Source organism: Candidatus Eisenbacteria bacterium, from assembly GCA_035577985.1.
In the GTDB taxonomy this organism is placed as follows: Bacteria; Desulfobacterota; Binatia; order DP-6; family DP-6; genus DATJZY01.
Genome location: DATJZY010000042.1, coordinates 76,925 through 98,581 on the forward strand (window position 1 = coordinate 76,925; position 21,657 = coordinate 98,581).

At 70.3% G+C, this 21,657-nt stretch carries 10 protein-coding genes; 5 read left to right on the forward strand and 5 right to left on the reverse strand.

Annotated features, from left to right (window positions below):
- Positions 1-99 precede the first annotated feature (99 nt).
- Complete coding sequence (locus tag VMS22_06490; GenBank protein ID HXJ33674.1) at positions 100-1,191, forward strand: AI-2E family transporter; 1,092 nt, start codon at positions 100-102, stop codon at positions 1,189-1,191.
- A gap of 175 nt (positions 1,192-1,366) precedes the next feature.
- On the opposite strand, the gene VMS22_06495 is transcribed toward VMS22_06490, so the two are convergent.
- Positions 1,367-2,359, reverse strand: a complete 993-nt coding sequence (locus VMS22_06495; protein HXJ33675.1) for a nitronate monooxygenase — start codon at positions 2,357-2,359, stop codon at positions 1,367-1,369.
- A gap of 49 nt (positions 2,360-2,408) precedes the next feature.
- Here VMS22_06495 and VMS22_06500 point away from each other — a divergent pair, with 49 nt between their 5' ends.
- Complete coding sequence (locus VMS22_06500; GenBank protein HXJ33676.1) at positions 2,409-3,911, forward strand: acetyl-CoA acetyltransferase; 1,503 nt, start codon at positions 2,409-2,411, stop codon at positions 3,909-3,911.
- Between the two features lie 6 nt (positions 3,912-3,917).
- Positions 3,918-6,191: a hypothetical protein gene (locus tag VMS22_06505; protein HXJ33677.1), complete on the forward strand. Its 2,274-nt coding sequence runs from the start codon at positions 3,918-3,920 to the stop codon at positions 6,189-6,191.
- 163 nt (positions 6,192-6,354) lie between these two features.
- Here VMS22_06505 and VMS22_06510 read toward each other — a convergent pair whose 3' ends face one another.
- The 4 genes from VMS22_06510 to VMS22_06525 all read right to left on the reverse strand — a co-directional run bounded on the left by VMS22_06510 (position 6,355) and on the right by VMS22_06525 (position 17,187).
- Positions 6,355-7,908 (reverse strand): hypothetical protein, encoded by a 1,554-nt coding sequence (locus tag VMS22_06510; GenBank protein ID HXJ33678.1) that lies wholly within the window; start codon positions 7,906-7,908, stop codon positions 6,355-6,357.
- Positions 7,909-8,148: 240 nt separating this feature from the next.
- Complete coding sequence (gene lepB, locus VMS22_06515; GenBank protein HXJ33679.1) at positions 8,149-8,796, reverse strand: signal peptidase I; 648 nt, start codon at positions 8,794-8,796, stop codon at positions 8,149-8,151.
- 27 nt (positions 8,797-8,823) lie between these two features.
- Positions 8,824-10,623 (reverse strand): translation elongation factor 4, encoded by a 1,800-nt coding sequence (gene lepA / locus VMS22_06520; protein HXJ33680.1) that lies wholly within the window; start codon positions 10,621-10,623, stop codon positions 8,824-8,826.
- A gap of 147 nt (positions 10,624-10,770) precedes the next feature.
- The gene (locus VMS22_06525; GenBank protein ID HXJ33681.1) at positions 10,771-17,187 is read right to left on the reverse strand and encodes an RHS repeat-associated core domain-containing protein; all 6,417 of its coding nucleotides are present in this window, start codon (positions 17,185-17,187) and stop codon (positions 10,771-10,773) included.
- Between the two features lie 179 nt (positions 17,188-17,366).
- On the opposite strand from VMS22_06525, the gene VMS22_06530 reads away from it, so the two are divergent.
- Positions 17,367-20,915, forward strand: a complete 3,549-nt coding sequence (locus VMS22_06530; protein ID HXJ33682.1) for a S8 family serine peptidase — start codon at positions 17,367-17,369, stop codon at positions 20,913-20,915.
- Positions 20,916-20,986: 71 nt separating this feature from the next.
- Entirely contained in the window at positions 20,987-21,547 is a 561-nt protein-coding gene (locus VMS22_06535; GenBank protein ID HXJ33683.1) for a hypothetical protein, read from the forward strand.
- Positions 21,548-21,657: the final 110 nt, after the last annotated feature.

A 21,657-nucleotide genomic window follows, 5' to 3' on the forward strand; every position in this document is an offset into this window, starting at 1 on the left:
AAAGCCGCCTCTCGTACCAACCGCCTTCTCCACTGTCAAGACAATCTCTTGAAAAGCCGCGAGCTTGTGGCGCTTCGCGGTCGCCAGTAGTCTCCGCGCGTGTCGCGGGAGCAACTGTTCGCGGCGTTCTTCTTCGCCGTCTTCGTGTTCCTGCTCTATCAGCTCGGTCTGTTCCTGGCACCGTTCTTCACGCCGCTCGTGTGGGCGACCATCCTGGCCCTCACCTTCTATCCCCTGACGACGCGGCTGACGCGACTCCTGCGCGGGAACCGGACGGCCGCGTCCCTGGTGCTCGTCCTGCTGGTCATCGCGGTCGTCGTGCTGCCGTCGATCTACCTCGGCGCCGCGATCGTCCGTCAGACCGCGAGCGCCTATCAGCAGGTGCAGGAGATGGCGACGAGCGGCCAGCTCTCTCGCCTGATCGACCAGGCACGGGAGTCGCGCCTCGGCCTCTTCTTCCAGCGCGTCACGGCGCCGTTCCACGACAAGGTCCAGCTCGATCCGGCCGCGCTGATCCTCACCGCCAGCAACTGGATCTCGCAGCAGATCCTCGGCCAGACGACGGCGCTCGCCCGCAACGCCCTCGTGACGCTCCTGAACCTCCTCCTCATGTTCGTCGCCCTGTTCTTCTTCTTCCGCGACGGCGAGCGCATGGCGACGCGGATCAGCGACCTCGTCCCCATGGCGCCCGAGCACAAGGACATCGTCTTCCGGCGGCTCTTCGACACGCTCACGGCGGTCGTGCAGAGCATGCTCATCACGGCCGTCGCTCAGGGCACGCTCGCCGGCATCGGCTACTGGCTCCTGACCGACATCCCGTACGCCCTCTTCCTCGCCTTTCTGACCGGCGTCGCCGCGTTCCTGCCGCTCGCCGGACCCGCCTTCGTGTGGGGCTCGGTTGCGACCTACCTCGCGCTCATGGGCTTCCGGGGCCAGGCGATCGCGATCGCCATCTGGGGCGTCGTCCCCGTCAGCACCGTCGACAACGTCATCAAGCCCCTCTTCATCGGCGGCCGCGCCCGCCTGCCGACCTTCCTCCTCCTCTTCGCCCTCCTCGGCGGCATCACCGTCTACGGCTTCCTCGGCGTCTTCCTGGCGCCGGTGATCCTCGCGACGCTCCTCGCCTTCACCGACATCTACCGCGAGCTCTACGCGACCGCGCCGCCGGACGCGGCGCGGGCCGACGGCTAGAACGACGCCGCGGAGCGTGGGTGCGGGAGGTCTGGGCCCGGGGCTTCGGCTTCGGCTCCGTCGCGCGACAGAACATACGCTACGTCACGGCCCAACATTTCGTCGCGCCGCTTCGCAGGCGCCTCCGCCCCGGGCCCAGACCTCCCGCACCCACACGGCACCGGCCGGCGGCCCGCTAGCGGGCCGCGAAGACGCCGCGGTCGAGCACCGCCTCGGCGCTCGTCACGATCTCGCGGAACACGTCGGCGGCGGGCGTGATCTCCTTGAAGGAGCCGACGCCCTGGCCGGCGGGCATGCAGGTGCGCTGCGGGTCCGCTTCGGGGTTCCAGTAGGCCATCACGTTGCGCTGCGAGGAGATCATGAGCTGCTCGGGGAAGCGCTTGATCTTCGCCGGATCGGCTTCGTGCTCCATGATGTAGGGGTTTCGCAGCGAGCGGAGCGGCTTGCCCGAGTAGCACCGGGTGCGGATCGTCTGGTCCTGCTCGGCGTGCACGAGCGCCTCGCGATATTCGAGGGCGGCCGTGGCCTCGGGCGTGGCGATGAAGCGCGTGCCGATGACGGCGCCCTGTGCGCCGAGCGCCATGGCCGCAACGACGCCGCGGCCGTCGACGATGCCGCCGGCGGCGACCACGGGGATCTTCACGGCGTCGACCACCTGCGGCACGAGGGCCAATGTGCCGATCTCGCCGGTGTGTCCGCCGGCTTCCGTGCCCTGCGCCGCGACCACGTCGGCGCCCGCCTGCTCGGCGCGTCGCGCGTGCGCGACCTTGCCGGTCATCACCATGATGGTCATGCCGTGGCGCTTCATCTCGCCCACGTGCTTCTCGGGGACCGCGAGCCCCGCCACGAAGATCTTCACGCCCTCGTCGTACAGGACGGGCAGATAGGGCACGATCATCTCGGGGATCGGCGCCAGGAGATCGACGGCGAACGGCTTCTGCGTCAGCGCCTTCGTCTTGCGGATCTCGTCGCGCAGGCCGTCCGGCGCGAGGTTCGCCGCGCCCATGATGCCGAGGCCGCCCGCGTTCGAGACGGCGGCGACGAGCGGCGCCATCGACACGCCACCCATCCCGGCGAGCAGGATCGGATACTCGATCCCGAACAGGTCGCAGACAGGCGTACGGAGCCGCGAGTGGTGCGTCCCGTTTGACGTCGCGGGCGAGTGCATGCGAGGGACTTTCGATGCCCATGCGTGGCGTGTCAAGGCGAGGGAGCGCATGACGGCGCCGCAGCCCGTGCTGGTCGGCGCGGGCGAAGTCGTGGACAAGCCCGAGGACCCGATGCTCGGCCTGGAGCCGCTGGCGCTGATGGAGACCGCTGCGCGCCGCGCCTGCGACGACGCCGGTGGCGGAGCCGCCCTCCTCGCCCACGTCGACACCGTCGCCGTCGTCACCAACGTCTTCCACGACTACGGCGACACCGCGACGCTCCTGGCCGCTCGCCTGGGCTGCGGGCCGGGCCGCCGATTGGTCACGACCTGGGGCGGGAACACCCCGCAGTCGCTGACGAGCTTTCTGTGCGACGAGGTCGCGGCGGGACGCTGCGAGCTGGCCCTGGTCGCGGGCGCCGAAGCCGTCGGGACCCTGCGCGCGCTCGGCAAGCGCGGCATCGAGCCGGCATGGACGCCGCACCGCGCGACCGACGTCCCACGCTGGGGCGACATGCGCTCGGGCACGAGCGATCTCGAGTCGCGTCACGGCATGCGCGAGGCGTACGTCACCTTCGCGCTGGTGGAGAACGCATTCCGCGCCTCGCGCGGCCTCTCGCTCGACGACGCGCGGCGCGAGATCGGCGCCTTCGCGGAGCGCTGCACGCGCGTCGCCGCCGACAACCCGTACGCGTGGTTTCCGGAGGCGAAGGACGCGGCCACCCTCACGACGGCCACGCCGTCCAACCGGATGGTGGCGTTCCCGTATCCGAAGTACCTGAACGCGATCATGGAGGTGAATCAGGGCGCGGCCCTGCTGGTCGCGAGCGACGCCGCCGCGCGGCGGCTCGGGATCACGCCCGACCGCTGGGTCCATCCGTGGGCCGCCGCCGACGTGACCGAGCAGTGGTACCTGTCCGAGCGCACGACGCTTCACGCGCTCGCCGGTACGCAGCGTGCGGCGGCCGCGCTCTTCGAGACGATCGGGCGCCACGCCGGCGACGTCACGCACCTGGACCTCTATAGCTGCTTCCCGATCGCCCCGCGGCTGTCCGCGGCGACGATCGGCCTCGATCCCGGCACGACGCGCCCGCTCACCGTCACGGGCGGCCTGCCCTGGTTCGGCGGCCCGGGCAACAACTACGGCACCCATGCGCTCGCGGCCATGATGCGCCTCCTGCGGCGCGACCGCGGCGCGACCGGCTTCCTGCACGGCCTCGGCTGGAGCTGCACCAAGCACGCGCTCGCCGTCCTCGGCGGATCGCCGTCGCCGCAGGGCTGGAGGCGAGTCGACACCGGCGCGATCCAGGCCTGGGTCGACGCCCAACCCTCGCCCGAGGTCGTCGCGGAAGCCGACGGGCCCGGCACGATCGAGACGTACACCGTGGTTCACGGTCGCGACGGCGCACCCGAGCGCGGCGCGATCATCGGTCGCCTGCCGGATGCGAAGCGGTTCCTGGCGACGCTCGCCCCCGATCGCGACGCCTTCGCGGCGCTCGAAGCGAGCGAGGGCGTCGGCCGGCGCGGCACGGTGCGCGTCGAGGGCGGCCGCAACGTCTTCCACCTCGCCTGAAACGCGATGACAGCCGATCCGACGCAGCCCGACGCCCGCTTCGCCGACCACTGGGACGCGAGCTGGGCGGTCGCCGACCCGGGATCCTACGCCGTTCTCGCGCGGACACGCTTCACGCTCGAAGCCGCGCCCCACGCCGCTCGCGGCTGGGTGGCGGCGGCCGGCCTCTGGGCGAGCCATCCGCTCGGCTTCAATTCCGCAGCGACGCAGCCGCCGTTCTGCATCCTCACGGTGAACGGCCTCATCAGCGATCCGTCGCAGCGCCTGCTCCTGCGGGGGGAGGCCGTGCCGGTCGATCTCGCGGGCGCGCTCGTCGAAGGCTCGAACGAAATCAGCATCGAGGCCACGTACTACGACCTGCCCACGATGGTGGGCCTCGCCCTGCCGGTGTGCGTCGCGGTCCTCTTCCAGGCCGACATCGAGGTCCCCGGCGAGCCCCTCTTCCGCCTCGCGACCGGCGAGCGCCAGAGCCTCATGCGCGTCATGCCGACGCGCCCCGCGGTCGCGTCGTCGACGTGGGAGGTGTTCGTGCGCCGCACCGCCGAAGGGCCCTGGGACAAGCGGAGCGGCGTCTTCCTGCACCCGCTCGCGGCCTCGCCGCTGCTCCGCCTGCCCCGGCGGGGTGGACGTCTGGAACAGGCGGCCGACGAGGAGCTCCCCTCCTTCCGCCACACACATCGTCAGGCGCCGGCGCCGATCACGCTCGCGCCCGACGCCGTCACGATCGTCGACTTCGGCGAGGAGCTGGTGGGACATCTGACGGTTCGGAGCGACGCGCCGCTGCGCCTGACGCTCGGACCCGGAGAATCCGAGCCCGAGGCGCGCGACTTCGACGATCGCACCGAGAACCCCCTCAGGGTGGCCGCGCTCTTCGACCAGGGCACCTGGCGCGACGCGCGTCGCGCCGCGCTCCGGCACGTCGCCGTCCGCAACGACTCCGGCCTGCCGGCGACGTTCGAGCTCGGCCTCGACGCCTTCGAGGTCGCGATCGAGCCGCGCGGCGCGTTCCGCTGCGCGGACGTGCTACTCGACGAGATCTACCGGACGGCCCGCCGTACGGTCCTGCGCTGCACGCACGACTACATCGAGGACGGGCCGAAGCGCGATCGCCTCCTCTGGCTCGGCGATCTCGCCGCGACGGCCGACGTCTTCGGCCTGACGATCGGGGACCTGCGCCCGCTGCGGCGGTCGCTCCTCCTCGCGGCCTCGGCGCAGCTCCGAAGCGGCGCCCTGCCGGGCGTCGGCCCGCATCCGAACGACCTCGTGCTGGCCGATTACGTCCCGCAGTGGATCCTCTCCGCGCGCGCCTACGCGCTCCATTCGGGCGACCTCGAGACGGCGGCTCTCGTGATGCCGACCGTGCGGCGCGCCCTCCAGTTCCTGCTCGAGCGCGTGGGGCCGGACGGGCTCGTGGGGCCCGAGGAGGAGACCGACTGGTGGGTGTTCCTCGACTGGAACCGGCGCGAGCCGTTCGGCGCCCCGGTCGAGAAACGCGGCTACGTGACCGTCCTCTCGCTCATGACGGCGGCGGCGCTGCGCGCCGGCGCGGATCTGGCCCGCTGGCTCGGGCGCGACGCCGAGGCCGACGTGTTCCGCGGCCATGCCGCGCTCATGCTCGAGCGCACGCTCGAGCGCGCCTGGCACGACGATATTCCCGCCATCGTCGACTGGGTGCGCGGCGGCGAACGCACCCGGCACGTCAGCCGCTTCACCACGGCCTGGGCGCTGCTCCAGGGCGTGGGCGACGCGCACCAGCGCACCGCGATGGCCGAGATCCTGGCCAACGCCGCCGGCCGCGCCGAGCCGACGACCACCGGCTACGGGCAGACCTACAACGTCGCCGCGTTGTTCGAGGCCGGCCATCCCGACGCGGCGCTCGCGCTCGTACGTCGCTACTGGGGCGGCATGCTCGATCGCGGCGCGACGACGTTCTGGGAGAGCTTCGATCCGGACGAGGATCGCGCGACCGAGCTCGATCTGTACGGCCGTCGCTTCGGCGTCTCCCTGTGCCACGGCTGGTCCGGCGCCGTCGCCGCCACCCTCGCCACGCACGTCCTCGGCGTCCACGTGACCCACCCCGGCGCGAGCCACGTCGACCTCCGCCCCCGGCTCGGCTCACTCGCGTGGGCCGAGGGCACCGTCCCGACGGCGAAGGGCCTCCTCGAGCTACGCTGGGCCGCCGACGACTCTCACGTCACGATCCCCGCCGGCATGCGCGCCACCGTCACCTGGCATCGCAGAACGTTCGACCTAGGGCCCGGCACCCACAAGATCGCTTAGCAAGTCCGGCCGCTGCGAGCCCGCGCGCACGGCGTCGCGTGCGGCTGCCGGGGCGGCCCGGGGGGTGCGCGCCGAACGATTATCGGGGAGCGAACGCGGGCACCCCCGGGCCGCGCCGGCAGCCGCGCACCCATCCCCCTCGCGCGGACGAGCCCGCCCGCCGTTACTTGATCAGCGACGGCACACAGAATTCGAGGCGCCGCGTCAGCGTCAGCTCGAGCGGTCCGAACTGATTGTTCGTGAACGCCTCGGTCGTCGAGATGCCGACGGCGTGGCGCGCCTTGTAGCAGAGGAGCACGCGCGTGTGCGACGCCGCCAGCGGGTTCTCGCCGTTCTTGTTCGCCGGCACGCACAGACTGCGCGGCCGCACGAGATCGACGGTGTGGGCGCCGAACTGATCGACCGCCGCGATGCCCTTCTGCGGGACGAACTTCGTCGACCCGAGCGACTTCTTCACGAGGTAGCACTGGAAGTGGTCGAGATCGGGATCGGTCAGCTCGGCGGTCGGCCCGGTGAGGCTCTTCGCCGTCGGCACCATGAGGAACGTGCGGCGCGTGATGTCGACCTTCACCGTCCCGAACTGGTTCGTCACCGTCTGGTTCGCCACCCGCAGCGGCTCGCCCGCGGCCGGGTATCCGAGCAGATGCTGCGGGTCGGCCGGCGCGGTCGGATCCTCGCCGCGCTTGTCGGACGGCAGGCAGAACGGATGCGGCGTCCCGAGCTGCACCGTCTGGCTTCCGTATCGGTCCTGCACGCTCACCCCGGAGATGCCGGCGAAGGCGAACGGCTTCGCCTCGTAGCACTGGAAATGGTGCAGTGGCTTGCAGCCCGGCTCGGTGCTGGGAACGTGGAGGCAACCCTGCTGTGGATCGCACGAATCGATCGTGCACGTGTCGCCGTCGTCGCAGCGCGCGCTGCTGTCGGGGAACGTGCAGCCGGTCGCGGGCACGCAGACGTCGTCGGTGCAGAGGTCGTTGTCGACGCAGACGACGTTCGTGTGCGTGCACCCCACGCCGGGCACGCACGCATCATTGGTGCACTTGTCGTCGTCGTTGCAGTCGAGCGCCCCCATCGACTTGCACATCCCAGTGGTCGGGTCGCACTTCTCCTCGGTACAGGGATCGCCGTCGTTGCACACGATGTCGATCGGCGTGAACGTGCACGTGCCGGTCTTCGGATCGCAGGCGTCGGCCGTGCACTTGTTGCCGTCGTCGCACGTGACCTTGGGCGTGAAGACGCACTGTCCGGTGGTCGGGTCGCACTTGTCGAGGGTACAGAGGTCGTTGTCGCTGCAGTTGACCGCCGGGAACGAGCACGCGCCCGTCGCCGGATCGCAGACGTCCAGGGTGCACGGGTTGTCGTCCGTGCACTTGTCGAGGACGTGCGTGCACTTGTCGGGCCCCGTCTTCGCCGGATCGCAGGCGTCGGTCGTGCACGGGTTGTTGTCGCCACAGCTCACGGCCGGGAACGAGCAGGCCCCGTTCGCCGGATCGCACACGTCGTCGGTGCAGGGGTCGTCGTCGTCGCACTTGTCGAGCACGTGCGTGCACACGGCGGGCGTCTTGGTCGTGTCGCAGACGTCGGTCGTGCAGAGGTTGTTGTCCGAGCAGCTCGACGGATCGTTCGGGGAGCACCCGGTGACGGCGCGAGCGGGCGCCGCCAAGGCGAGCCCCACGACCACGGCTGCCGCGGCACCCTTCCAGCTTCGTCGAGTCATGACCTGCTACCCCCTTGCGTCTCGACGGGACAAGAACACAGAGACACCCCGGCCGTAAAGGGGAATCGGGCTCCCGACCCACCGTGGACGCATCGGCGACGAGGTCCCACGCACCTGCGAAGCGAGCGTACCTCGCCTTGCCGCGCCAGCTTCGCTGGCCGCGGCATACCGGTCGCGCGTGCCACGGACGCGACATTCTCGCGTCCTCCCCGACCCAAGACTTGGTCTTGGGTCGGCGCCCTAGTTGACGAGGCGGCCGAGGCGATCCCAGCGCACCCAGCTGTCGCCGCCCCACGACCAGTAGATGACGAGCGCCAGGCCCTTGATGTCCTCGATCGGGACCGGGCCCCAGAAGCGCGAGTCGTAGCTCTGGTCGCGATTGTCGCCCATGACGAACACGTGCCCGGCCGGCACCGTGAAGGGGCCGAAGTCGGTGTGGTGCGCGCTGAAGTGTGCGTGCGGGTCCGGCTGGACCTTGCCGTCGACGATCAGCTTCTCGCCATCCACCTGGATCGTCTGTCCGGCCACCGCGACCACCCGCTTGATGAAGTCCTTCGAGCGGTCCTTCGGCCAGATGAACACGACCACGTCGCCGACGCGCGGCTCGCGCAGGCCCGGGAGCTGGCCGAGCGAGATCTGCGTCAGCGGGATCTCGAAGCGCGGCCCGAAGATGAACTTGTTGACGAGGATGTGGTCGCCGATCTCGAGGGTCGGCAGCATCGAGCCGGACGGAATCTTGAAGGCCTGGACGATGAACGTCCGGATGACCATCGCCAGCAGCAGGGCGACGGCGAGGGCTTCAGCCAGCTCGCGGACCGTCGACTTCGAGCGGATGACGGGCGGCGCCACCGCGGCCACCTCGGTGGCTCGACCATCACGCACGGGCATGGAGCCGAATCATAGAGGAAGGCCCGGTCACTCGCCACCCTTCAGCACGGCGAGAAACGCCTCCTGCGGAATCTCCACCCGGCCCACCTGCTTCATGCGCTTCTTCCCCTCCTTCTGCTTCTCGAGGAGCTTGCGCTTGCGGGTGATGTCGCCGCCGTAGCACTTGGCGGTCACGTTCTTGCGCATCGCCTTGACGGTCTCGCGGGCGATCACCTTGGCGCCGATGGCGGCCTGGATGGCGATCTCGAACATCTGCCGGGGGATGAGCCCGCGCAGGCGCGAGCAGAGGTCGCGGCCGCGCACGTAGGCGTTGTCGCGGTGGACGATGACGGAGAGCGCGTCGACCGGATCGCCGTTGATGAGGAGCTCCAGCTTCACGAGGTTCGATGGGCGGAAATCCAGGTACTCGTAGTCCATCGACGCGTAGCCCTTCGTCATGGACTTCAGCTTGTCGTAGAAGTCCATGACGATCTCGGAGAGCGGCAGCTCGTACGTTACCATGACGCGCGTCTGGCCGTGGTACTTCATCTCCTTCTGCTCGCCGCGGCGGTCCTGGCAGAGCTGGAGGACGTTGCCGAGGAACTCCGTCGGCAGGTGAATGGTGGCGCGGATGTACGGCTCCTCGATCCGATCGATCTCCATCGGCGACGGCAGCTTGGCCGGGCTGTCGATGATGATCGCGTCGCCGTTCGTCTTGACGACGCGGTACGCGACCGTCGGTGCCGTCGTGATGAGCGTCAGCTCGAACTCGCGCTCGAGGCGCTCCTGGATGATCTCCATGTGGAGGAGCCCGAGGAACCCGCACCGGAATCCGAAGCCGAGCGCGAGCGACGTCTCCGGCTCGTACGTGAACGAGGAGTCGTTCAGGCGCAGCTTCTCGACCGCGTCGCGCAGGTTCTCGTAGTCCGCCGACTCGGCCGGATAGAGCCCCGCGAACACCATCGGCTTCACGGGCTTGAAGCCCGGCAGCGGCGCGGCCGCCGGCCGCTCCGCGTCGGTCACGGTGTCGCCGATCTTCGTGTCCGCGACCTCCTTGATCGCCGCCGAGAGGATGCCGACCTCGCCCGGCCCGAGCTGGTCGACCTCGACCGCGCGCGGCGCGAGCACGCACAGGCGCGTCACCAGGAACTCCTTGCCCACGGCCATGAGGCGGATGTGCTCGCCCTTGGCGAGCACGCCGTCGACGACGCGCACGAGGCTGACGGCGCCGTGGTACGGGTCGAACCAGGAGTCGAAGATGAGCGCCCGGAGGGGCGCGTCCGGGTCGCCCTTGGGCGCCGGGATCTCCCGGACGATCGCCTCGAGGATGTCCTCGGTGCCGATGCCCTCCTTGGCCGAGGCGAGGATGGCGCCCGAAGCGTCGAGGCCGATCGTGTCCTCGATCTCCTGCCGGACCCGATCCGGCTCGGCGCTCGGGAGGTCGATCTTGTTCAGGACCGGGACGATCACGTGGTCGTGATCGAGCGCGAGGTACACGTTGGCGAGGGTCTGGGCCTGGACGCCCTGCGTGGCGTCGACGACCAGGATCGCCCCCTCGCAGGCCGCGAGGCTGCGCGACACCTCGTAGGTGAAGTCGACGTGGCCGGGCGTGTCGATGAGATTCAGCACGTAGTCCTGGCCGTCGCGCGCCCGATAGCCGAGGCGGACCGAGCGCGCCTTGATCGTGATCCCGCGCTCGCGCTCGAGGTCCATGTCGTCCAGGAACTGCGACGACATCTCCCGCTTGGACACCGTGCCCGTCGTCTCGAGGAGCCGATCGGCCAGCGTCGACTTCCCGTGGTCGATGTGGGCGATGATGGAGAAATTGCGGATGTGGGCGGTGTCCAAGCCGAGGAAACTTACGGGCCGCGTCGTTTCTCCGCAAGCGCGCGCCCGGGCGATCGCTCCTGGGACTACCGGCGCAAGCTGACGGTGCGCTTCGACTATCCGAGCGATCCCGAATCGAGGGCCGACCGTTCCCCGGCGTTGCGTCGCTCACCGCGGGGCGCCGAGATAGATGTCGCCCCTGTAGACGCCCCTGCTGTTCGCCGTGCGCCGCGCGATCCCCTCCCAGTCGAGCTCGCTCAGACGCGATCCTTCACCCACGGCGCCGCTCTCCGCGAGCGCGCCGCCGAGGGCCAAACCGTAGAGCGTCCCGCCCGCCTTGCCCGCCGTATAGTAGCCAGGATAGCAGGGGCTCACGGTCGGTCCGAGCTGGAAGGCCTCCTCCCACATGTCGCGGATCCACTTCGTGAGACCCAGGCTGAGGGCGTCGCCGAAGCCGGCGATGAAGTTGGACGCCTCCTTGGCGAAGAGTCCCTCGGGATCGATCGCATTCACCGGATCGCCGAGCACGTACCCATAGAGGTTCGTGTCGGCGCCGAGAAAGCCCGCCGGATCCTTGGCCGTCCAGCGGCCGGTCCGTGCGTCGTAGTCGCGCAGGCCGAAGCGCGTGAAGCCGGTGTCGCCGTCGTAGAGGCCGCCCGCGAAGCCAAAGGGCTGGAAGCCGGGCGCCGAGTCGAACGCGATCCGGCCGAGCGCGTCGTAGCGACGCTCCTGGACCACCACGCCGGTCGCCGCGTCGATCACGAAGCGCGGGCTCCCGAGCTGATCGGCGACGATGCGGAAGGTCGCGCCGTCGCTTGCCCGGATCAGGTAGTCGGGCACGTAGCTGCGACTGCCGTAGACGAACTCGCTTCGGACCGCTCCCGTACCGTCCAGCTCCGCGACGACGCGCCGCCGCTCGTCGAAGAGGAAGCCCTGCACGAGCGTGCCGTCGACCTTCTTGCCGACGCGGCGGTTGAGACCGTCGATGACGTAGTCGATCTGCGAGCCGCCCGGGAGGACGACGTTCACGAGGTTGCCGAGCGCGTCGTACGTGTAGGTCGTCATCGCCATGCCGTGGGTCACGCTCGCGAGCTCGCCGGCGGCGCTGTACGAGTACGTGTCCGTCCCGAGCGTCAGCAAGCGGTCCTGCGCGTCGTACGTCGCCGCGACGCTTCCGACGACGCCGTCTGCAAAGGTGATTCGGTTCCCATTGGTGTCGAAAGTATAGGTCGCGACCGGCGTGCCGTCCTGCTGGACCTGGGTCAGGCGGCCGGCCGCGTCGTAGGCGTAGTCGCTCGTGACCGCGACCCCGCTTCGTGTCTCGACCCGCTCGGTCACCCGTGCCAGGCCATCGCGCGCATAGGTGACGTCCCACACGGGGCCCGCCGAAACGCTCGCCGTGTCTTCGGACGGATCGCCGAACGAATCGTACGCGTGCGCCGTCGTCACCACGCCGAGGGTCGTGCCCGTGACGAGGCCGTCCTGCGGATCGCGTGCGAGCGTCTCCGTTCCTGCGCCGGTCAGGAGCGCGTCGAGATCGTATGTCCGCGCCACCGCCGGTCGGCCGGCGACCGACGTGCTGGCCACGTGGAGGTCGTTGTTCCACGTGCGCGTGACGTTGCCCGCGACGTCCCCGCTCCAGGTCTCGGAGACGAGCAGCGCACCGTCGAGATCGTGTGTGCGCGTGAGCGTCTCGCCGGGGGCCGTCACGCTCGCGATGGCCCCGCTGCCGTCGTACGCGAGCGTGTAGGTCCCGCGATCGATCGCGACCGTCACCGGGCGGCTCGCGCCGTCGTACGTGAGGTCGATCGTCGAGCTGCCCGGACGCGCGAGGTGCGTCGGGTGGCGATCGAGGTCGTAGGTGTAGGCCGTGGTCCCCGTCCCCGGAACGGTGGGCGGCGCGTAGGTCGCGAGCCGGTCGACGGGCGTGTACGTGAACACGTGCGGCGAGCCTCCCGGCGGCGTCACCGAGAGGAGATTCCCGACGGGGTCGTGCGTGAAGCCGATCATGCGGGCGTCGGGCTCCGTCCACTGCTGGACGTTTCCCGCCGCGTCCGAGGTGAAGCTCGTTGCCTGCTGCAACGGATCGGTGATGGTCGCAAGGAACCCGTCGGTGCCGTAGTCCAGGGTGAGGGTTCGCGTCCCCTGCCGCACGGTGGCGAGGCGACCGGACGAGTCGCGACCGAGGAGGACCGGTTGGAGGATGCCGAGCCGGCCCTGATCGACCCGCCCCGCCGCGTCGATCTCGGTCGAGATCTGTCGCCCGGCGGGAGTCGTCGCGGTCGTCACGTGCGTGAACGCACTGTAGGTGCTCTGGTAGACGCGGCCGTTCAGCGTCACCGTGTGCGTGAGCGACTGAAGCGTCGCCGGGTTCGCCGCCTGCGTGAAGACGGCGGTCCGCTTCGCGTCGAGCGTCACGTTGAGACCGCCCGGCGTCGTGATGCCGAGGTGGGTCGTGATCGGCGCCTGCATGCCGAAGCGTGGATCGGGACCGAGCGTCAGGTGCGCGACCGAGCCGTCGGCGAGCGTCAGCGTTCGGCTCCCCGGCGTTCCCACCATGTCGGCGGTCGCGCCGCCGCCGTCGGTGGCCGCGCGATGCGTGCTGGTGGGACTGGCCTCGACAGTGAAGTCGCGCGTGCGACCGCCGGCGCTCGCCATGTGAACGGAGAACCCGCTCGCCGTCTCGGTGTGGGCGATCGTCAGCATTCCCCCTGCCGGATCCGCGTCGGCGACGAGACGCCCTTCCGCGTCGTAGGCGAACGCGTGTGTCCCGCCGTTCGGATCGACGAGGGTCGCCAGGAGCCCGTCGGGCGCGGGCGTGAGATGCGTCGTGGCACCGCCGGGCGCCACGACCTGCGTCAGCCACCCCTCGACGTTCGTCGTGAGCATCGTGCGCTGGCCACTCGGCGCGACGATGGCCGTCGGTGCGCCGCTCGCGTCGCGCTCGATCGTCGTGACGCGGCCCGCGACGTCGGTGATGCCCACAGGTCGACCGGCCCCGTCGTAGGTGAACGAGAGCAACGCGGCGCCCGTGAAGGCGTCGATCGTCTGGAGGTGCCGGCCCTGCCCGTCGACGACGTAGAGCTCGCGGTCGTCGTCCGACGCGATCACCTGCTGGTTGGCGCCCGAGAAGCCAGGCGTGATCGGCGTGATGCGGCGCATGCGCCCCTCGTCCCGAAGCAGGATCGATCCGTCTGGCGCGACGGCGATGCCGTAGACGGCGTAGAACTGCGCGTCCACCGCGAGCCCCCCGTCGCCGGGCTGCATGTAGCCGTTGGTTCCGTTGCCGGCGATCGTGGTGACGATGCCGTCGGTGCCCACCCGACGGATCTTCGCCGACTCGAGGACGAGCAGGCTCCCGTCGCGAGCTATCGCGAGCCCGATGGGGTTGTTGAAATGCGCGTTGGCGACCGGGCCGCCGTCGCCGCAGGAGGAGCTGCCACAGTCCTGGTCACCCCCGAGCGTGCTGATGATGCCGTCGGGCGCGACCTTGCGGATCACCGTGTAGTGGTCCGTCACGTAGATGGTCCCGTCGGCCGCGACGGCAACCGCGAACGGGTTCGACAACGCGGCGCTCGTGGCGAGCCCGGCATCACCGTAGGAGTTGTTGTCGCCGTTCCCCGCGACGGTGGAGATGATGCCGTCGGGAGCGATGCGCCGCACGCGCTGGCCGACGTAGTCGGGGAAGTAGAGACTGCCGTCGGGACCGAAGGTCAGATTGGCGTCGTAGATGCCGATGCTGGCCGCGAGCGCTGGACCGCCATCGCCGCCGCTCCCGTAGCCCGCGAACGCCTCGATGACACCGTCGGGACGAATGCGGCGAATGTGGTCGGGGTGGGTGAACCCGCCGTAGTCGACGGTGCTCACGTAGACCGAGCCGTCGGGTCCGACGGTGACGCTTTTCGCATAGTTCAGGGTGGCCTGGAGCGCCGGCCCGCCGTCGCCGGACTCACCATTCTGCCCCGTCCCCGCGATCGTCGTGACGATGCCGTCCGGGCCGATCCGGCGCACGCGCCATCCCTCGGCGCTGTAGACGCTGCCGTCGGGACCCGCCGCCACCCCTCCGCCGCTGAGGGTGATCGCCGACGAGGCCGGCCCGCCATCGCCGCACGGACTCACCGGATTTTGGCAGCCCACCCCGATCCTGCCCATGATCGCGCCGATGGTGTTTCCGATCGCCGACGCGTTGCGCTCGCGGCCGTCGCCCATCTCGAGCCGCCGTCCGACCGGGTCGTAGGCGTGCAGCACGTCGAGCGTCCAGCCGCCGAGCGCCTGCGCACGAGCGTCCCACGAGCCGATGACGTCGTCGATGTGCTGCGTCACCGTGATGTCCCGGCGCGCGCGACTGCTCGTGACGGAGACGCCGGGCTGGCTGGAGAATTGGGCGAACGACACCGATGAGGCGTCGGCGGTCGTATAGACGGAGGGATAGCGGTAGCCGATGGCGACATGGACGGGCTGGCGGCCCTGCACTGTCCGCCCGTAGCCATCGCGGTGGTTCCAGGTGAACGGCACGTGCTGGTTCGGCATCGCCGGGAGGAGGCTCGTCGCCTCCTGTCCCGCGAGGCTCACCGACAATTCGACGCCCTGCAGCAGCGGGGGGAGAGCACCGCCCGTCACCGACACGTCGATCGTGTCGTCGCTCACCCGCCCCGGGACGCGATCGCTCGAGTAGTGCAGGTGGTAGGGCGTGCCGACGATCGGAATGTCCTCGCCCAGAGCCTGCGTCTCGCAGGTGATGAGCGACCCGCTCGTTCCGCAGTTCGGCGCTCCGCCGGGCGGGACGTTCGAGCCGCCCGGGTGGTTCGGCGCCGGCTGCGCCGGCGCCTGCGCGCCAAGCGGCGACGAGGGCCAGTTCAGGTCGCACGGGCTGAAGTGCGGCAGCGGCGTCCGCCACAGCAAGACGCCCGGCTGGTAGAGCGACGCGAGCGCGGCGCGCTCGTCCTCGGTGATGCCGAGGGCGCCGCCGTCATCCGCCTGACCGTCGCCGTCGGTGTCGACCGTCGCACGGCCCGCGTCGGTCGTGAGGACCTGGATGACCCTGCCGTTCGGCATCGGCATCCACGCGCCCTTGTCGCGATCGAGTATTCCCAGCGGCACCGTCGTTCCACTCGGGAACCCGAGGAAGTTCTCGACGTACTCGATCACGGGCTGGTTGAAGCGAACCTCGCTCGCGCCCGCCGCGATCGCCTCGTCGGCGCTCCACTCGACCGCGTAGGTATACTCGCTCGACGGCGGCAGGACGGCGGGCATCGCCATCGCGCCCATGTCGCCCACGGTATACTCCGTCGCCCGCAGGTGCAGGGTCGCCGCCGGCGTCATCGAGCCGCCGGGCAGGACGAGGTCCGCGGTGGTCCCAGCGGGGACGAGCACCGTCGCCTGCCGCGCACCGTCACCGTCGACCACTGCGCCGCCGCGTGCGATCTGCATCGCCGCGGCACCCAGCGTGATCGCGGTCACGTTCGCATCGAGCGGCATCAGGACCACGTCCGGCACCATCACGTAGTCCTGCCAGGGCACGTCGACGTCACGTTCGGCGCGCGGGTAGCCGGTGAGATCGTACCCGAGGCGCACCTTGCCGCCGCCGTTGACAGCGAGGTCGAACATGCCGTCCGCGACCCGACTGAGCGTCCGCCCGAGCTCGGGATGATCGACGACCCGCACCGCGACGCCGGAGAGCGGCATGCCGTCATGGTCGAGCACGCGTCCGCGCAGGACGGCGACGCGCACCGGCGCGATGGCCCCCGGCGTCATCCCTTCCTGGACGCGCGTCGCCCCCTCGTAGAGGAACGACGTCGCATCGCTGAACGCCGTCACCGCCGTCGGCGTCAGCGGCGGCGCGAGCGTCGACGGATCGGGTGGCGGAATGCTCGACAGCGTCGTCGAGGTGGACGTCGTCGTCGACGTGCTGCTGGTGGTCGACGAGCTGGTCGTGGGCTCGGTCGTCGAGCTCGTCGTCGTCGATCCGATGACGACGGTGCTCGTGGTCGTGGCCGTGGTCGTCGTGCTCGTGGTGGCCTCCAGCGTCGACGACGAGGTGGTCGTGACGGGGCCTCCGGGTCCGCACATACACGCGCTACTGCAGGGGCGGCCGGCGAGACATCCGGTCGGCGTCGCGGCGGGATCGCACTCTTCCCCGATGGTGGCGTCGACCACGCCGTCGCCGCACGGCGCGAGCGTCGCCGTGAAGTGGTGCGGCGGCGCGCGCTTGGCCGTGAACTTCCCCATCATCTCGTTGCACCCGCCGGCGATGTGCGCGACCAGCCGCACCTTGCGGAGATCGCCGCAGGTCTTCCAGCGTGCGGTGACGATCGTCGCCTCGCGCGTCACGTTGCGGTGGAACGCGGTCGTCGCGCAGCCGCTGTCGATCGATACCTCCGAGCCCGTGATCCGGACCGCATCTGCGTCGGGGGGCGTGCCGCCCGCCACCAGCGGTTCGCCGGCAACCGTGAAGCGGCCGCCGGGGCACGGCGTCGGTTTCGGCCGCCGGGGTCGCGCCGGCGCGCTCATCACGACGAGCGACAGGCACAGGAGCTTCGCCAGCAACCGGACGTTCGCGTGCGGTGGCGACGAATCGAGGGTCATATGTCCTGCTACACGAGCACGATAGCTAGACTCACTCGCTAGGGATGCTTACCACCGGCCGGGTTCGGGGCGCTAGACGGGAGCGGCGGATTCGGACGCCGAGCCCTCCCTGCGGCGCCCCGCCAGGCTCTCCACGTTTTTCCTTGACAACCGGGCGCCGGTCGCGTCGAAAAGCAGGCATGGGTCGTCTCGCGATCGCCGCCATCGGGTTGCTCGCGATCGCCGCGCCGGCGCTCGCCACCTTTCCCTACCCGGCGCCGCCTCCCGGCACCCCTCCCCAGAGCTACGGCGCCTACCTCCGCCTCCCCATGACCGTCCCGCCGACGCGTCCCGGGGACTTCGCCGGCGGCGACGCCTGGAAGCTCACCAGCGACCAGTCGGGCGACCCCGCCATCGACGCGAGCCCGGACGAGCTCTTCGGCGTCACGGGCATGAGCGCCGACCTCGCCTGGCAGGTGACGACGGGGCGGCCCGACGTGCTGATCGCCGTCCTCGACTCCGGGATAAAATGGGACGACCGCGGGGCGATGGCCGATCTCGCCCGCAAGGTGCACGTGAACCGGCACGAGCTGCCACTGCCGCAGAATGCGGCGGGCCAGACGAAGCCCGCGGCTGCGCCCGGCGCGCGCAACCCCGATCCCTACGACCTCGACGACGACGGCGTGCTGACGGCCGCCGACTACGCCGCCGACCCGCGCGTCGGCGACCGGAACGCCAACGGCGTCATCGACCCGGAGGACCTGATCGCCGCCTTCAGCGACGGCGTCGACGGCGACACGAACGGCTACGTCGACGACATCGCAGGGTGGGACTTCCTCGACGACGACAACGACCCGTTCGACGACGTGTCGTACGGCCACGGCACCGGCGAGGCGCGCGACTCGTGCGCCGAGGCCGACAACGGCGGTGACCTGGGCGTCTGCCCCAACTGCATGGTGATGCCGGTGCGGGTCGGCGACAGCTTCATCGCCGACTCGAACAACTTCGCGCAGGCCGTCGTCTTCGCGGTCGACAGCGGCGCCCACGTCGTCCAGGAGGCGCTCGGCGCCGTCAACGACTCGCAGTTCGCGCGCGACGCGATCGAGTACGCCTACGGCCGCGACGTACCCGTCATCGCGTCGGCGGCGGACGAGGAGAGCTTCCACCACAACGTGCCGGCCGCGAACCGGCACACGATCACCGTCAACTCGGTGACGAAGTTCACGGACGTGTCCGGCATCGAGCTGACGCCGCACTCCTTCCTCTTCCTCAACGGGTGCACGAACTACGGCGGCAACATCGCGGTCGCGATCGCGTCGTCGTCGTGCTCGTCCGAGGCGACCGGGCGCGGATCGGGCATCGCGGGCCTCCTCGTCTCGGCCGCGCTCGACGCCGTCGAGGCCGGCTCGCTCACGCCGCGCCGCACCGATCCCACCGGCAACGTACACCCGCTCTCCGCGAACGAGGTCGGCCAGCTCCTCACGATGACGGCCGACGACATCGACTTCTCGTCGAACCGGACGGCCGCTTTCGGGCTCCCGGGCACGACCACCGTGCGCTATGCGTCCCAGCCCGGCTGGGACCAGTACTTCGGCTACGGGCGGGCGCATGCGGCGCACGCCGTGGGCGCCGTGGCGATGGGCGACATCCCGCCGGAGGCCGACCTGCTCGCGCCCGATTGGTGGACCACGCTCGATCCGCAGTCGACGCCCGCGGTCCCGATCACGGGCTCGGCGGCGGCGCGTCGCGCGACGTCGTTCGGCTACGAGCTGGCGTTCGGGTGCGGCGTCCAGCCAACCGAAGACCGCTTCCATCCGATCGCGAGCGCGTCGGGCGTGACGTCGCCGCTGAGTGCAGCGACCCTCGCGACCTGGCGTGTCGCCGACGCCGCCGCCACCTGCGCGTTCGACCCCGCCGCCACCCCGTCGACGGCACCGAGCGGTACCGCGTCGCCGAACGATACCCCGGACCTGTTCACGATCACGCTGCGCCTGCGCGTCGTCGACGATGCGGGGCGAACGGGCGAATCGCGCCGCACGGTCTACGTGGTTCACGACCAGGACCTCCTCCCGGGCTTCCCCGTGCGCCTGGGCGGCAGCGGCGAGGCGTCGCCCCTCTTCATCGCGCTCAAGGGCCACGGGAAGCGGGCAAAGGAGAACCTCCTCGTCGCGACGTCGGACGGCCTCCTGCACGCCTATCGCCCCGACGGGACGGAGATGAAGGGCTGGCCGGTCTCGACCGATCTCCTGCCGCTCCACACGGGATCGCACGCGTTTACCGTCGGCGCGCTGCAACCCACCTACGCCGAGTCGCTCGGCAACGGCCTCGCCGCGGCGGACATCGACGGCGACCACCGCGTCGAGGTGGTGGCCGGATCGCTCGGCGGCAAGCTCTACGTGTGGGATCGCAAGGGTCGTCGCCGGAAGGGTTTCCCCGTGACGACGGACCCGCGCTTCTCGGCGCGGACGGTGCGCGACCGCTTCAACCGCGTACAGCGCGGGCTGGTCGCGCCGCCCGTGCTCGCCGATCTCGACAGCACACCGAAGACGCTCGAGATCGTCGCCGCGGCGATGGATCGCCACGTCTACGTGTGGCGTCCGGACGGCTCTCCGCTTCCCGGCTGGCCGGTGCAGGTCGTCGACCGCACGCAGATGGCGGCGATCGATCCCGTCTCGCACAAGGTCACGCCGAAGGTCGTGAACGGCCAGGCGGTCGCGCTCCAGGGGACGAAGATCGTGTCGACGCCGGCTGTGGGTCCGCTGCGCGGCGACGGCAGGCCCGTCATCGTCGTCGGGACGAACGAGGAGTATCGCGAAGCGCCGAACTTCGCCGCCGCCGGCAACGGGACGATCTCGCTCTTCATCAACCTCGGCGTGCTCTCGCAGGCGAACGGCCGCGTGTACGCGATCCCGGCCGCCGGCATGAACGATGCCGAGGGCGCGACGAATCCGTCGGGGCCGTATCTGACCGGCTGGCCGGCGCGTCCCGCGATCCTCGCCGACGAGCTGCTGCCGTGGATCGAAGGCGTGCCCGGCGCGCCGTCCATGGCCGACGTCGACGGCGACGGAACGCTCGAGGTCGGCATCAGCTCGGTCGCTGGGCCCGCATACCTGCTGCAGTCCGACGGCTCGTCGTTCTACGGTGCCGACGCCGCCGGCAAGCCACGTACGCTGCCGACCGATCGCGCGACTTTCGGCGCCGCCAGCCCCACGACCGACCCGTTCGCGTCGGTGCCGAGCCTCGGCAGCGGCACGTTCGCGCCGATCGGGCCCGGCGGCACGGTTGCGTGGATCCAGACCGGCGCGGGCTTCGTCCGCCTGCTCGATGCGCAGCTCCCGGCCGAGCAGCTCCCGCACGACGTGCACCTCCTCGCCTGGCGCGCCGCGACCGGCGAGTCGCTGGTGGCGTTCCCCCGCCTGCTGGACGACCTGGTCTTCCTCGGCGAGCCGTCGGTCGCCGACATCTCCGGCGACGACGTGCCGGAGATCCTCGTCGGCAGCGGCGGCTACCTCGTCCACGCGATCGACGCCTCGGGAACCGAGCCGCTCCGCTGGCCGAAGTTCACGGGCGGCTGGATCATCGCGTCGCCCACCGTGAGCCAGCAGTTCGCGAAGGGCAGTCAGGTGGTCGCGGTCACGACGCGCGAGGGATACGTGTGGGTGTGGCGGAGCGCGGGGAACCCGAAGACGACGCCGCCGTGGCCGCGGTATCATCACGACGCGCGCAACAGCGGGGTGCTCGAGCGGTGAAGTCGAAGGGGCAACGGGCGGCGGTTGGTTCCGCCGTTGAACCGGTCCGACATTAGGCGGGTAAGGAAAGGATGGAACTCGCGCGGGTGGTGGACGACGTTGTGGAGGGTCTCGTCGCTCTCGATGGCTGCGGGATCGGGTTTAAACAGTTTCGACCCGGCGTGGGGCCGTATGGCGAGCCACAGCTCGTTGGCGCAGTCGCGAAACACCTCAATGGCCTACCGGCCTACGGCGGCTCGGCTCGGACGAAGCGAACACCAGATCTTCTGATCCCCGGACAGTGGGCGCTCGAGTTCAAAATCGCTCGACCCTTCGGGGACAATGGCAAGGAAGCCGAGAACTGGTCAGTGAACCTCCTCCACCCCTACCCGGGCAACGTCAGCGTCATCGGTGACTGCTTGAAGCTGCAGACGCTGAATGGGAACGAGCGCAAAGCGGTCGTCGTTGTCGCCTATGAGCATACACCGCCCGAGATAAGCTTGGCGCCACTGCTTGATGCCTTCGAGATCGTCGCCACGCGGATCGCGGGCATCCGTCTCGGACCACGGGTCCAGCGCATGCACTCCGGACTGTGTCACCCGGTGCATCAACAGCTTACCGTCGCAGCATGGGAAGTGTTGACCACCGTCTAGCCCCGGCGATGCAGCAGCCTGGCCTTCGCTGGCTGCTCACCATCTTCAGTCAGACGGGTCGAGGAGAGGTATACGATGGCCTCGATCACTGCTGCGGCCCCCCAGTTCCT

Bases quoted from the DNA above. Each gene is read 5' to 3' on its own strand.
- VMS22_06495 (HXJ33675.1), bottom strand. From the start codon at position 2,359: ATGCACTCGCCCGCGACGTCAAACGGGACGCACCACTCGCGGCTCCGT.
- VMS22_06500 (HXJ33676.1), top strand. From the start codon at position 2,409: ATGACGGCGCCGCAGCCCGTGCTGGTCGGCGCGGGCGAAGTCGTGGAC.
- VMS22_06505 (HXJ33677.1), top strand. From the start codon at position 3,918: ATGACAGCCGATCCGACGCAGCCCGACGCCCGCTTCGCCGACCACTGG.
- VMS22_06510 (HXJ33678.1), bottom strand. From the start codon at position 7,908: ATGACTCGACGAAGCTGGAAGGGTGCCGCGGCAGCCGTGGTCGTGGGG.
- lepB (HXJ33679.1), bottom strand. From the start codon at position 8,796: ATGCCCGTGCGTGATGGTCGAGCCACCGAGGTGGCCGCGGTGGCGCCG.
- VMS22_06525 (HXJ33681.1), bottom strand. From the start codon at position 17,187: ATGACCCTCGATTCGTCGCCACCGCACGCGAACGTCCGGTTGCTGGCG.
- VMS22_06530 (HXJ33682.1), top strand. From the start codon at position 17,367: ATGGGTCGTCTCGCGATCGCCGCCATCGGGTTGCTCGCGATCGCCGCG.
- VMS22_06535 (HXJ33683.1), top strand. From the start codon at position 20,987: ATGGAACTCGCGCGGGTGGTGGACGACGTTGTGGAGGGTCTCGTCGCT.